This window comes from Bifidobacterium sp. ESL0819 (assembly GCF_052606245.1).
In genome coordinates this window covers 1169026-1183743 of sequence record NZ_CP199587.1, presented here as the reverse complement: position 1 = coordinate 1183743, position 14718 = coordinate 1169026, and the positions used below count along the sequence as shown (strand labels likewise).

General features: G+C 60.5%; 5 protein-coding genes. All 5 read right to left on the bottom strand.

Features of this window, described 5'->3' with window-relative positions:
- Positions 1-55: 55 nt before the first annotated feature.
- Entirely contained in the window at positions 56-3400 is a 3345-nt protein-coding gene (gene ileS / locus ACUIAD_RS04920) for a mupirocin-resistant isoleucine--tRNA ligase (RefSeq protein WP_181414417.1), read from the bottom strand.
- Between the two features lie 274 nt (positions 3401-3674).
- Complete coding sequence (locus tag ACUIAD_RS04915; RefSeq protein WP_445342954.1) at positions 3675-4949, bottom strand: glutamate-cysteine ligase family protein; 1275 nt, start codon at positions 4947-4949, stop codon at positions 3675-3677.
- Between the two features lie 153 nt (positions 4950-5102).
- Positions 5103-7403 (bottom strand): glycoside hydrolase family 3 N-terminal domain-containing protein, encoded by a 2301-nt coding sequence (locus ACUIAD_RS04910; RefSeq protein ID WP_110451826.1) that lies wholly within the window; start codon positions 7401-7403, stop codon positions 5103-5105.
- A 733-nt stretch (positions 7404-8136) separates the two neighbouring features.
- Positions 8137-8790, bottom strand: a complete 654-nt coding sequence (locus ACUIAD_RS04905; protein WP_110451825.1) for a sugar O-acetyltransferase — start codon at positions 8788-8790, stop codon at positions 8137-8139.
- Positions 8791-8874: 84 nt separating this feature from the next.
- Positions 8875-14364 carry an acyl-CoA dehydratase activase-related protein gene (locus ACUIAD_RS04900; protein ID WP_445342953.1) on the bottom strand — a complete coding sequence of 1830 codons (5490 nt, stop codon included), beginning with the start codon at positions 14362-14364 and terminating at the stop codon, positions 8875-8877.
- Positions 14365-14718 lie beyond the last annotated feature (354 nt).

Sequence of the window (14718 nt, the reverse complement as noted above, 5' to 3'; positions counted from 1 at the left end):
ATAGGAAAAGGGCTTCCATCTGATACAGGATGGAAGCCCTTTTGTCTAACTACGATCAAGGCTTGACCAGATCGATCCTAGGCTGGTCCAGATCGCCGGCATGGACGGTCAGGCTGGTCGCCAGGGTCTCGCGAGCGATCAGATCGCTGAACTGCTGAGCCTTGGGGACATCCTCCTCGGGCAGGGTCAGGGTCAGCTGGATCCGGTCAGCGATGTCCAGGCCAGCGGTCTTCCGAGCATCCTGAACCTGGCGGATCAGATCCCTGGCATAGCCCTCGGCCAGAAGGTCGTCGTCCAGCTGAGTATCGAGGATGACGAAACCGCCGGTGGGCAGAGCCGCAGAAGCCGACCGATCGGCCTGGGAGCCGTCCTCCTGTTCGATCCGGTTGTCCAGCTCGTATTCGCCGGGTTCCAGGGCCACAAGTCCATCAGGAGTGGTGACGACCACGTGCCCGTCCTGCTCGGACCAGTCGCCCTGCTTGGAGGACCGGATGACGAACTGGACCTGCCTGCCCAGCCGAGGTCCGGCGGCACGGGCATTGACCTTGAGATCATGGATGATTCGCAGGCCGTGCTGACCGGCCTGATCCAGGGTGCAGAATTCCACATCCTTGATGTTCAGCTCGGACTTGAGCACGTCCACATAGGGGCTGGCTGCATCGGGGTCACGGACCACCACGGTCAACCGGGACAAGGGCTGACGGACGCGAATCTGCTCGGCCTTGCGCAGGGCCAGAGTGGCTGAAACCACCTCGCGGACCTTCTCCATAGCGGCTACCAAGGCAGGATCGTCACGCAGGACCTGTCCTAGTTCGGTCTCCTGCCCGGTGGCCTCATCGGCCAGGAAGGGCCAGTCGGCCAGATGGACCGACTCCCCACCGGTCAGCCCACGCCAGATCTGCTCGGCTTCCATGGGCGCCAGCGGGGCCAGAACTCGGGCGAAGGCCTCCAGGACCGTGTAGAGCGTGTCGAAGGCCTGGTGGTCCTCGCCCCAGAAGCGGTCGCGGTTGTTGCGGATGTACCAATTGGTCAGCACATCGATGAAGTCGGTCACCGCATCGCAGGCGTCCGAGATGGCGAAGTCGTCCAGGGCCTTCTGCACCGACCAGATCAGCCGACGGGTCCGTGCCAGCAGGAAGCGGTCCATCTCCGGCAGGTCGCCCACACGGTCCGGCGTTAGCGCCTGGGCCTGGTAGCCGGCGCCCTTGTTGGCCGCGTTGGCGTAAAGCGTGTAGAAGTAGTAGGAACTCCAGACCGGCAGCATGACCTGACGGACCGTGTCGCGGATGCCCTCGGCAGTGACGACCAGGTTGCCGCCGCGCAGAATGGAAGAGCTCATCAGGAACCACCGCATGGCATCGGATCCGTACTTGTCGAAGACCTCGTTCACATCCGGATAGTTGCGCAGGTGCTTGCTCATCTTCTGGCCGTCGGAACCCAGGACGATGCCATGGCAGATCACGTTCTTGAAGGCCGGCCGGTCGAAAAGGGCCGTGGACATGATGTGCATGGTGTAGAACCAGCCCCGGGTCTGGCCGATGTACTCGACCACAAAATCACAGGGATCCCTATCCTCGAAGTACTGCTTGTTTTCGAAGGGGTAGTGGAACTGTGCGAAGGGCATGGAGCCCGACTCGAACCAGCAGTCCAGCACATCGCTGATCCTGTGCATGGTGGACTTGCCGGTCGGATCGTCAGGGTTGGGCCTGGTCAACTGGTCGATCCAGGGCCGATGCATGTTGATCTGCCCCTTGTCATCGGTCGGGTAGCGGCCGAAGTCCTTCTTGAGCTCATCCAAGGAACCGTATACATCCACCCGAGGGTGCTTGGGATCATCCGAGACCCAGACCGGGATGGGCGAGCCCCAGAACCTATTGCGGGAGATGGACCAGTCACGGGCATTGGCCAGCCACTTGCCGAACTGGCCGTCCTTGACATTCTCAGGGATCCAGTTGATCTGCTGGTTGAGGGCCAACAGACGGTCCTTGATCTTGGTCACGGAGACGAACCAGCTGGAAACCGGCTTGTAGATCAGCGGGGTGCCGCAACGCCAGCAGTGGGGGTAGGAGTGGACATAGCTCTTCTCCTGGAAGAGGAGGGCACGATGTTCGGCAGGGATCTGTGCCAGGGGGCCGTCGCCTGCGCGCAGATTGCGGACGATGGGCATATTGGCATCGAAGGCTTGCAGGCCCTGGTAGTCAGGGCACTGCTCGGTGAAGACGGCGCCTGCATCAAGCACGTCCACGCTGCGAATGCCCTTGGCGTTCAGGGTGTTCATATCGTCCTCGCCGTAGGGAGCCTGGTGGACCAGGCCGGTGCCCTCCACGGTGTCGACATAGTCGGCCGTGTAAATGGTATAGGCATTGGGACCGGGAGTGCCACCCTCGGATTCAGCCTGCCCTCCAGCGAAGTAGGGGAAGACCGGCCAGTATCGCCATCCCTCCATCTCTGACCCCTTGAGGGTGCGAACTACCTGGTAGTCCTCCCCCAGCTGCTTGGCATAGTCGCCCAGACGGGCCGTGGCGATGTAGAAACGCTTGCCCGCGAAGGGCCCCGATACCGGACTGACCTCCGAGTACTCGATGTCAGCGCCGACCACGATGGCCAGGTTGGTGGGGACGGTCCAAGGGGTAGTGGTCCAGAAGACCGCATAGGCATCCTCGTCTCTGAGTTTGACGGCCACGGAGACGGTGGTGTCCTGCCGATCCTGGTAGACATCGGCATCCATGCGAAGCTCATGGTTGGACAGCGGGGTCTGATCCTTCCAACAGTAGGGCAGCACCCGATACCCCTCGTAAGCTAGGCCCTTCTCGTAGAGGGTCTTGAATGCCCACATCACCGACTCCATATAGGGGACATTCAGGGTCTTGTACCCATGGTCGAAGTCCACCCAGCGAGCCTGACGGTGGACGTAGTCCTTCCACTCGCTGGTGTACTTGAGCACAGAAGCGCGGCAGGCGTCATTGAACTTCTCGATGCCCATCTGCTCGATCTGATCCACGCTGTCGATGCCAAGCTCGCGCTGGGCCTCCAGCTCGGCGGGCAGACCGTGGGTGTCCCAGCCGAAGACCCTATTGACCTTGTGGCCCTTCATGGTCTGGTAGCGGGGAATGACATCCTTGACATAGCCGGTCAGCAGGTGTCCGTAGTGGGGCAGGCCGTTGGCGAAGGGCGGGCCATCGAAGAAGACGAACTCATTGTCTGCGTGATCGCCGGAAGGGCGGCGATCCACCGACTTGTTAAAGGTGTCGTCCTGATCCCAGTAGTCCAGAACGGACTCCTCCATGTGGGGGAAGGAGGGGTTGGGCGTCACCTTGGCCAGAGCCGGGTCCACCACCGCCTTGGGATAGACTTCGCCATCCTGACTTGTCGCATCTGGGGTATCAGTGGTCTGATTCACCGTTCACGCTCCTCGCTGGTCGTTCATGTCGCCATGCCGAGGACGAGGGACCATGGGGCCCACCGCGGTACCACCTCGCTTGCCCGGCCAATGACCTACGCCGGACCGCTTGAACTGGGCTATGCGGGCCCACCCGTCGGTTCTACTGAGGATCGCTGCAAGCGAGCCCGTTCTTCCGAGGGCTCCCCGCTGATAACGGATCAAGGCCCATTGGTGAACAGATTATACCATCCTCAGGAAACCGGTATCGTCCGTTCGCATAACGAAATAGTCGTCAGGACTGGAAGAGATCAGGATGGCGTGGATCGCCCGGAAGACCGTCCAGAGTGTCCTCTGCGCCCAAGGCCTGCCTCCAGAAATCCAAGGAATGGCCATAGGGGCTGGCCTGTCCGCCACGAACCTGCAGGTCGGCCTTGGCCTGGAGCACATCCTCCTCGCTCACCCCGTCCAGGAGCCCGACAAGTCTGGCGAATCGATCCGAGTCATAGAAGATGCCGCCGACGACCTCCAGAAGTCGGCTGGCACGTTTCATGGGCAGAGAATCCCAGTGTCTGAGCTCGATGTAGTTCTTCAGCCGAACATCATTAAAATGCGTGGTCAGAATGTGGGCTATCTCGGCATCATTGAGCCGCCGATCAGGATAAATCTCTCCGGCGTTCTCATGCCAGGCTATGAAGACCTGCTGCCCCTGTGGTCCATCCACCTCAGGGGTGTGGGAGACATCGGCCACCATGAGCGGGGTGGAGAGAATGTCCACGGCATAGTTCTCCCAACCGAAGCCATCCTCAAACAGCCCCGGGATCAGGCCTGTGCGCTGGGTGTCAAGCCAGTCCCAGATCCGCTGGCGCCGCAGGGGCATGCGGTTGCGTCTTCCCTCGAAGATCGGAGTGTTGCGGAAGCAGTAGGCCAGAATGGGACCGATGGCCGTGCCTAGACGGATCTTGGCGATGGCATCGTCCTCGTCCTGGTAGTCGATGCTGATCTGGGTGGAGGCGGTGCTGCGCATCATCATGGGTCCGCACTGGCCTATGCGGCCCAGATAGGTGTTCATGACCGCATAGCGCTCCTTGGGATTGACGCTCACGTCCGCGTAGGACCCAGCCGGGCGGTACCCGTACTCGACCAAGCGAAACCCGAGCCGCTCGGCGATGGGATCGACATCGGCACGGAAGCGTCGGTAGAGGTCCTCGAATTCACGACTGTCCCGCACCAGGCCAAGGGAACACTCCACCTGGCTTCCGGGCTCCAGCGAGACCACGCAGCCAGGACGACTCAGTCCGACCAGATGACCGTCCTCACGATATTCTGCATCGCCGTCGTAGCAGGGCTCCAAGGCAGACAACAGAGCCTCGATGCCCCGCTCCCCTTCATAGGGAACCGGAGCATCGGACCCATCGTTGCGGATTGGCAGATGTTCGATCTCAATACCGAACCGCCACTGGGACCGCGGTTTGGATCCGCGTGTGAAGTAGTCAACCAGGCTGGCCACATGCCGAGGATTGGGGACCGTCAACAGGTGCGCATACCCAGCGCCTACGCTTTTCCTCATGCTGTCATCGTAGGAGCGGGCGCAGCCCCTAGGCAACCAACACGCGAGGAGTTCCGCTATCGGATGGCCGTCAACCGACCGACGGCCATCCGGAGCAGCCATGACCTATAACAGCTGCAATCCGAAACAACCGCAACTCAGTCGATCGCAGGCTCACCCTACGGTCACCGTTACAGCCTGTAGGTCTTCCCTACGCGAGGAGGATCCCACCAGCACCTGGAACTGACCGGGTTCGACCCTACGGTTGCAGTCGGCATCAACCAGGGTCCACTCAGCCACTGCAAGATCGAAGACCACCTTCCGAGTCTGCCCTGGATCCAGCTGAATCCTTCGGAAGGCCTTGAGCTCGCGGTCAGCCCAGCTGACGGAGGTTACCAAGTCGCTGATATAGGCCTGAACTACTTCGGTGCCTGGCCGCTGGCCGGTGTTGGTCAGGTCCACGGTCACCCTGACCGTATCCTCGGGGCCCACGGTGTCTGGTCCATCGACCAAGGGCTTTCCGTAGGCAAAGGTGGTGTAGCCCATACCCTGGCCGAAGGCGAAGGCCGGATCCTGGGTCAGATCGGCATAGCGATCACCGTGCTGGCCTCGGATCTGGTTGTAGTAGATCGGCAGCTGCCCGGCGTGTCTGGGGAAGGTAATGGGCAGTCTGCCTGTGGGTTCAACCGTGCCGGTGAGAATCCTGGCCAGGGCACGACCGCCCTGCATGCCCGGGTCGGGCTGCCAGATCAGGGCCTTGGCCGACTGCGCGGACGGGGGCAGGATCAGCGGCTTGGAAGACATGAGCACGATGACCATGGGCTTGCCCGTCTGCGCCAAGGCATCCAGAAGATCGCGCTGAGGACCGTAAAGTTCCAGGGTGGCAGTCGAACGCCCCTCGCCCACCAGCTGGATCACGTCACCGACTACAGCCACCACCAGGTCGCTTTGTTTAGCCTGGTCGATGGCCCTGTCGAAGCGGCCCTGATCGATTCTGGCCGGGGCCGCCAACTTGGGCCTGGGCTGACCGTCAGGGAAGAGTGGACCCGCCGGGTCATCAACCAGACGGACCACTTCGACGCCCTGCTCGCAGTTGAGCCGCCAGTTTTCAGGCAGCTCCTGGCGCAGGCCGTCCGCCACAGTCAAGATCATCTCCCGAGGCTGGTCCTTGATCCAGTCGCACTGACCCGAGCCGCCAGCCCAGTCCCCTAGCTGGTTCTGGGCATCGTCGATCAGCGGACCCACCAGGGCGATGCTGTGCGCTGAGTCATCACCGGGGCGGCCATCGGCATCCACACCGCCAAAGAGGGGCAGGATGCCGTCGTTCTTCAAAAGGACCGCCGACTCCTGGGCCACCCGGAGGTTGAGCTCCTGGTGCTCAGACGAGTTGATGACCGCCTTCTGAGTCTCGGGATCGGGCAGACGCGGATCTTCAAAGAGCCCCATACGGAATTTCAGAGCCAGGATGCGCCTGACCGCCCGGTTAAGGTCCTCCTCGCGCAGCAGCCCGGCATCCAGTGCATCCAAGGCTCCCTGATAGAAATCGGGCGTGGTCATGATCAGGTCGTTGCCAGCCTTGACGGCGGCTGCAGCGGCCCTGGTGTAGTCGGGCTGCACCTTCTGTTCCCAGACCATCCGGCCCACGTTGTCCCAGTCCGTGATCAGGGTGCCCTGGTAGCCCCACTGCCCGCGCAGCACGTCGTTAAGCAGCCAGTTGTTGATGGTGACGGGAACCCCGTCAATGGACTCGTAGCCCAGCATGAAGGTAGCCACGCCCTCCCTGGCCAGGCGCTCGAAGGGCGGCAGGAACCATGAGAGCAGCTTGCGGTGCGAGAGGTCGGCCTCGGAGGCATCGCGCCCGCCCTGGGTTTCGGAGTATCCGGCAAAGTGCTTGGCTGTGGCCAGCACAGCATCCTTGGGCAGGTTCCCGGTCATGGCTGATCCGCCCTGGTAGCCGCGCACCATGGCCGAAGCCAGCTCGCCGATCAGGAAGGGATCCTCGCCGAAGGTCTCGTCCACCCGTCCCCAACGGGTGTCCCTGGCGATGCAAAGCACCGGGGAAAAGGTCCAGTGGATGCCCGTTGCGGCGACCTCCTGGGCCGTGGCTCGTCCCATACGCCGGACCAGCTCAGGATCAAAAGAGGCCGCCATGCCCAACTGTTCAGGGAAAATGGTGGCCCCGCGAAAGAAGGAATGGCCATGGATGCAATCGTCGCCGATCAGCAGGGGAATGCCTAGACGGGTGCGATGAACGGCCTGGTCAACCTTGGTCATATTCTTCGCAGAGACATGCAGCAGGGATCCGGCATGCTGATCCACCACCTCCTTGTCCACTCCTTGGCGGGCATCCAGCTGCATCATCTGACCCACCTTTTCCTCCCGGGTCATCCGGCCCAGCAGGTCGGCCACCCGCTCTTGCACGCTTAGGTCGGGATTGCAGTAGGGCAGATTCTGCGTCAACTCCTTTGCTGCCATCTGGACACCTCCCTTTCTCGCTGAAAACCCGTTAACTGATATCTTTGCAGCCGGTCAGACTAAAGACGGTCCAAAGAACGATGTTTGCCAAGTCCCAGGGTCCGACGGTCATGGGCCGACCCTGGTTCACGTGAGCCTGAGGGTCAGCTTGCCCGTCAGCCACCAGCCGATGCTCTCATAGAAAGCGTCGGGTCTGACCTCCTTGACGAGTAATTGAGCAGGCAGGCGACCTGCTCGCCCGGGGGTTGATGCCCTCCTGCACGGTGACCAAACCAGCCAGGTCCCGTACTGGACCGTTCAGGCCAGCCGCATCCGCTGCATCCGAAAGCAGCATCCGCATGCCTTGGGCGGACGGCTGATAAACCGAAACGGACAACTAACTTTCTCAAAGCCTGCAATGCAGCAAATACCGTGCTTTCCATGCAGATTTATTGATGCTCCTAGACCAAAAACCGCTGCATGGCTCGCTACCGAGGAATTGCAATCCAGGCTGATTACCCAGATCTTTTCACTGATCATCTGCACTTTCGGATCGTCGAGTCACCCACAGCAATATCCTGCCGATGCCTGCTGGATTAACCGACAGATCTCCTCGGACCATTTCTGACGACATGAAATCGGGCATCCGCTTCTGCACACCCAAAGAGCGCTGCTGATCACAATAGAGCTTTCCAGGGCCACTGGCTGAATTGTCACCGATCCGCAAGCGTCAATCAAACACTTATTTTTTAGTTCAGCCATCCTGACTCATCCTGAAGGGCCTGGCATCATAAGGCGCCTGATACCGTCGATCCCTCCAGTAGAACTCATAATCGTGGTCATCGATGGGACGGACGACCTTACAGGGGTGGCCGTAGGCGACCACATCGGAAGGGATGTCCCTGGTGACCAGAGACCCTGCCCCGATGACCGTGTTGTCTCCAATGGTCACTCCCGGCATGACGATGGAGCCTGCTCCGATCCACACATTCCTGCCGATGCCGACCGGAACCGAGAACTGGGGCGTTCCATAGGCACGTATATCGGGACGTATCGCATGCCCGGTGGTGACGATGGTGACGTTGGGTCCGAACATGGTGTGATCGCCTATGTCAATTCGGCCGTCGTCGACTAGAACCAGGTTGAAGTTGGCATAGCATTTGCTCCCCCAGTAAGTGTTACAGGCCCAGTTGGCCCGCACCGGTCCCTCAATCCAGCTGTCCTGGCCGAATGACCCGAACATCCTTTGGCAGAGATCCCGCTTTTTCTCCACCTGGGTGGGGCGGCAGGCGTTGAAGTCGAAGACCAGATCCTGCTGGGCATCTTGGACCTGCTTCATTTCGGGCGTATCGGCAATGTAGATCTGATCGGTGTCCAGCAGAGCCTTGATCTCCTCGAGGCTGGTCATAGGCAACCCCTCTCTCTCCTTGATCTTCGTGGTTCAACTACTTTCATGACAGGCGGGTTGGCCCAAACACCGGCCACGGCCTGGCTACAGGCTCTCCAGAACCTTCTCCTCATCCTGGACGTGTCCTGCCTGCTCTGCATCCAGACCGGTCGATTCCTCTTCCTCGGATTCGACGTCAGCCTTGAGGCTCTGCGTGGTGTTTTGCGGGTCGCCTGGCTTCTTGGCAGCAGCGATCATCAGCTTGATCCTGTTGAGCTGGTTGGCCTCCGAAGCGCCGGGATCGTAGTCGATCGCGACAATGTTGGCTTCGGGGTAGGTTCTGCGGATCTTGCCGAACATGCCACGTCCAGTCACATGGTTGGGCAGACAGGCGAAAGGCTGCGCGCAGACGATGTTGGGGGCCCCGGACTGGATCAGTTCGATGATCTCGCCGGTCAGGAGCCAACCCTCTCCGGCCTGAACACCCAGGGAGGTGACCGATGCGGCTTTCTCCCTCAGATCGCTGATGTGGGCAGGAATGTCGAACTTTCCCTTGGAAGCCTTGAAGCCGGCGATCATGGGGGCACGGTAGGCATCCGCCGCCTTGAGGACGATCTTCTTGACGCCCACCTGACCACCGGTGCCTAGCATCTCCTCGTTCCATTCAGCATTGGATATGCCGTTGACCATGAAGTCGCAGACACCGGGGAGCACGGCCTCACAGCCCTGGCTCTCGATCAGGTCGACCACATGGTTGTTGGCATCGGGATGGTACTTGACCAGGATTTCCCCAACTACGCCCACCCGAGGCTTGCGGGAGATATTACGCAAGGGCAGTCGGTCGAAGGCCCGGATCATTCGCTTCATCAACGTCCCATAGGGCAGATAACCGTGGCCATACACCTTCTTGGCGGTCTTGGAGTACCCATGATGCTCGATGGTCTCCTTGCAGATCGTGTCCCAGAGTTTGTAGAGCCTGTTGGCGGAGCCGGGCTCCTGCTCGTAGGGGCGGACCCTGAGCAGGCACTCGATCATGGCATCGCCCAGATAGAAGGCCTTGACAGCGCGGTGAAGCAAGGCAGGGGTCACCTGAAGGCCTGGATTCGCCCTGAACCCCTGTACGCTCAGCGTGATGATCGGCACATAGCCATAGCCTGCATCAGCCAGAGCCTTGCGCAGAAGGCCGTAGTAGTTGGTGGCCCTGCACATGCCGCCGGTCTGAGTGACGATGACCGCGCACTTGTGCGGGTCGAACCTGCCGGACAGGAAGGCGTTGACCAGCTGCCCCACCACGATGATGGCCGGGAAGCAGGCATCGTTGTTGACGTACTTGACACCGGTATTGATGTCTTCGGCCGTGGCATGCTTCAGGAGTTCGAAGTGGTAGTCGGCACTAGAGAAGACCGCCTCCAGAAGGGAGAAATGCACAGGGGACATCTGCGGCGCAACAACCGTGTACTTATGCCCCATCTCCTTGGTGAAGCGATGCTCAGTAGCGTACTTGGACAGGGTCGGCTTGGCGGCAGCTCCGCCAGCCTGGACGTCTTTGCTCTGGTCGGCGGAACTGTCTGCCGACCTGCTTTCGGCTTCCCGTTCCTTCTGCTGCGAGGCCATGGTCTCCCGGATGGGCCTGATGCCCATCGGGTGAAGGCCTATCAGACCCTGATCGCTCTTGTCGTGCAGGGCTACGAACCGGGCCAGAGCCACAATGTCAACCTTGCGTCGGGACAGGCTGATCTTCTGCGCATTGGTAGATCGGAATCCATCGGATCTCGGCTGGTCAGAGACATTCGCATCCACTGCTTCAATATGGCTGACAGGGTCCTGCGAATCTTGAGAGTCAAATGAATCCTCCGCCTGAACCAGGTCAGTCGATGGGTCAACATTCTTGACCACGGCATTATCCTTGACCGAGACCCTCTCAGGCGCCTGTCCCTTGACGGGGGCTTCCTTCTGATTTTCGCCGTCCTCCTGCAGCAGATCCCGCTGGTGGCGTTCGTCCATGGCGGCCTTCAGCGAGCGCAGGCGGATCTTGGCTGCACCCAGGTTGGAGACCTCGTCGATCTTCAGCTGCGTGTAGACATCGCCCTTGTCGGCCAGAATCTCCTGGACCTGGTCGGTGGTGATGGCATCCACGCCGCACCCGAAGCTGACCAGCTGGACCAGCTGTAGGTCGGGATACTCGGAGACGAACCTGGCTGCGGAATAGAGTCTGGAATGATAGGCCCACTGGTCGGTCACCCTCAGAGGCATCTTCTGATGGTCGCCACCAAAGCGCGGCACGGTCTTGCGGAACTTGGCAGCCGTGGGGTTGTTGGAGGCCAGGGCCCGCTCCCCTGCCGCAGGAATGATGTAGTCGCTCAGCTTGGGCATATCATGCACGTCCAGTTCGCAGATGGAGTCTTCGGAGAGCACGGCCATGCCCAGGGAGCAGATGGTCTCGGGAATGCCGTGGTTGACCTCGGGATCCACATGGTAGGGGCGCCCTGACAGGACTACACCCTTGACCCCATACTCCTGCATGTAGGCCAGGGCACGAAGTCCCTCCTGCCGGACATCCTCCTTGAACCGGGCGTCCTCCCGGTAGGCCTCCTGGACGGCCGTCCGGGCCTCAGCCTCGCTCACCTTGGCCCAGGCGAAGACCTTGACGATCCGCTCAACCATCTTCTCCTTGTTGGACAGGTTGAAGTAGGGCCGCATGAAGCGGACGCCATTCTCCTTGAGCTCGGCCATGTTGGCCTCGATCACCACTGGGTAGTTGGCCACGATGGGGCAGTTGTAGTGGTTGTCCGTATCGGGAACCAGCTCCTGCTCATAGGTGACGCAGGGATAGAAAATGGTCTTGATGCCCTTGTCGACCAGGGAATGAATGTGCCCGTGGACCAGCTTGGCCGGGTAGCAGATGTTCTCGGAGGCGATGGACTCCATTCCGCTCTCAAAAAGCTCGTGGTTGGACCGCCCGGAGATCATGACCCGGAAGCCCAGGGAGGTCAGCAGGGTGAACCAGAAGGGGTAGTCCTCGTACATGTTGAGCACACGGGGGATGCCGATATCGCCCCTAGTGGCCTTGTCCGGAGTCAGACGGCGGTAGGCGAAGGCCCGCTTGTACTTGAAGTCGTAGAGGTTGGGCCTGTCGGAGCGCTTCCTGTTCTTGTCTCCGCCACGCTCGCAGCGGTTCCCGGTCACATAGCGGCCGCCGTCCTCGAACTCGGTGATGGTCAGCTTGCAATGGTTTTGACAAAGCTTGCAGACATCGTGAGTGGTAATCATGGAGAGGTTGTCCAGATCGTCCCCCGCCAGGATGGAGCTGACCACATGGCCGTCCTGCACCTTCAGGTCAGGAATGGTCGTCTTGAACCCCTGGTCATTCTTAGAGGCAATCTTGTTGACGGCGGCCGGTGACAACTGTGACTTGGTAGAAGCCGGAGCCATATTAGGCGTAGTGGGCGTGCTGCCCACGGACTCCACCCCGTCGGCCATGTGAGAGCTGGCCACAGTAAGATCCTCGACCTCGTCATTCTGCGGGCAGTGCATGCGGGCCGTCAGTGCGGCGCCGTAGGCTCCCATGAGTCCGGCAATGTTGGGCCTGGTCACCTTGCGACCGGTAAGGAGCTCAAAGGCCCGCAGGACGGCATCGTTGAGGAAGGTACCTCCCTGGACCACGACCACCGGCCCCAGGGCGTTGGCATCACGCAGCTTGATGACCTTGTAGAGGGCGTTCCTGACCACCGAGTAGCAGAGCCCGGCGGCGATGTCCTCCGGGGAGGCGCCCTCCTTCTGAGCCTGCTTGACCGAGGAGTTCATGAAGACCGTGCAGCGGGAGCCCAAATCGGTCGGAGCCTCGGAGGCCAGTGCCTGCTTGGTGAACTCCTGGATGCTGATGCCCATGGACTGGGCGAAGGTCTGCAGGAAGGACCCGCAGCCGGCCGAACAGGCCTCGTTGACGCAGATCGAATCGATGACCCCATCATTTACGGCGATGTACTTCATATCCTGCCCGCCGATGTCAATGACCGAGGTGACCCCAGGGCTGATCTCCTCGGCGGCCCTGTAATGGGCCATGGTTTCGACCACGCCCTCGTCAACATGCAGGCCGGCCTTGACCAGGCCCTCACCATAGCCAGTAGCGCAGGCGCGGGCAATGTAGGCGCCCTTCGGCAGGGACTTCCTGACCTCCTTAACGATGTTGGCGGCGGCGATCAGCGGGCTGTCCTTATGTACCCCGTAAGTGGACCAGACGATGGTCTTGTCATCGTTGATCAGCACGGCCTTGATGGTGGTGCTGCCCGCATCGATGCCCAGGAAGTGCGGCCCCTTGGCCCCAGACAGATCACCAGTAGGGATGACCTGGGCCCCATGCCGGTCGTTGAACTCCCTGCGCTCGTCTTCGGTCAGGAAGAGCGGCCGGATCGTTCTGGCCGTGGAGGGCATGTTCTCCAAGCCCTTCAATGCAGAAAGGACGCCATCCAGCGAAGTCAGATCAAAATGCATGTCTTGATCCTGGCGAGCATCCTTGCCGGTCTCGGCCGCCTGGACTTTATCGTCGCCGCTGACCAGTGTGGTGGTGCGGCCATCCTGCATGGCATCCTGCAGAGCCATCGTGTCCAGGTTCGAAGCCTTCTCGGACCGTGCCTTGTCGACCTCCGCCTGGTCCAGTCCCCAAGCCGGACCGAAGGGGTCGTTCACATCGGTTTCTGGCGAGTAGTCAGTTTTGACCTGCGCAGTACTGTCCTGGTCATCCTGGTCGTGGCGACCAGCCATAATGGCGGCGCCATAGGCCACATAGAGGTGTGCATTCTCAGGGATGATGTAGCGACTGACCCTGTCCTGGAGAATCCGCTTAAAGGCTTCCCTCAGCTCGCTCATGAAGAAGAGAGGCCCGCCCAAAAAGATCACGTTGCCGCGAATGGGACGTCCGCAGGCCAGACCGGAAATGGTCTGTGTGGCAACGGCGTTGAAGATGGATGCAGCCAGATCCTCCTTGGCGGCTCCGTCGTTGATCAGGGGCTGCAAGTCTGACTTGGCGAAGACTCCGCAACGCGAGGCGATGGGGTAAATGGTCTTGTACTTTGAGGCCATATCGTTCAGGCCTGAAGCATCGGTGTTGAGCAGGGTGGCCATCTGATCGATGAAGGCACCAGTACCGCCCGCGCAGGACCCGTTCATCCGCTGCTCAGGAGTGGGCTTCAGATAGGTGATCTTGGCATCTTCGCCGCCCAGCTCGATGATCACGTCCCCCTCGGGATAGGTGGCGTTGATGGCCTCGGTCTCAGCGATGACCTCTTGGGCGAACTCCGCCTGAAGCTGGCTAGCCAGTTCCAGCCCGCCCGAGCCAGTGATCACCAGACTAATGGGATTGCCGGCCAGACCAACCTTGGATAACGAAAGCCTGATGTCCGTAACCAATTCGGCCACGCACTGCCGCACATTGGCGTGATGGCGGCGATAGTCGCTGAAAAGCGCCTGATCCAGCCCGTCACCCCTGCCAAGAACGACGGCCTTGACCGTGGTGGAACCAATGTCCAATCCCACACGCAGGAGATCCCGCGGTCCTGTCCCCTTATATCGACCCGCTATGTCGACGCCATCAGACATGAAACAACCTCAATCCGTGAGACCGCCGCATGATGGGTTCGAAAAGCAGACACCACATCATATCCAGCTTACTCTATTTATGCTACCGCCAGATTGTGAATAACTTCTGCGATATCGAGGAATCAAGGCTGTCAACTTCGACATAGCCGCCAGCAAAACCGCCTCTGGACAGGCAAGCCTCAGACTTGCGCAGGTGGATCAAAGAATTGGTCGCAACCCTTGCCCTCCACGCTTGCGCCTCAACCACGGCCCTCTCTGGAAGGGTAGAAAACAACTGCGCCCACGATGAAATCAACTTATGAGCAGCCGGCAGAGATCTTGCGAAGGCCCTTCAGAGGCCATGGATTTGTCCCC

Coding starts and splice junctions, on each gene's coding strand:
- ACUIAD_RS04915 (WP_445342954.1), bottom strand. CDS start 4,949: ATGAGGAAAAGCGTAGGCGCTGGGTATGCGCACCTGTTGACGGTCCCC.
- ACUIAD_RS04910 (WP_110451826.1), bottom strand. CDS start 7,403: ATGGCAGCAAAGGAGTTGACGCAGAATCTGCCCTACTGCAATCCCGAC.
- ACUIAD_RS04905 (WP_110451825.1), bottom strand. CDS start 8,790: ATGACCAGCCTCGAGGAGATCAAGGCTCTGCTGGACACCGATCAGATC.
- ACUIAD_RS04900 (WP_445342953.1), bottom strand. CDS start 14,364: ATGTCTGATGGCGTCGACATAGCGGGTCGATATAAGGGGACAGGACCG.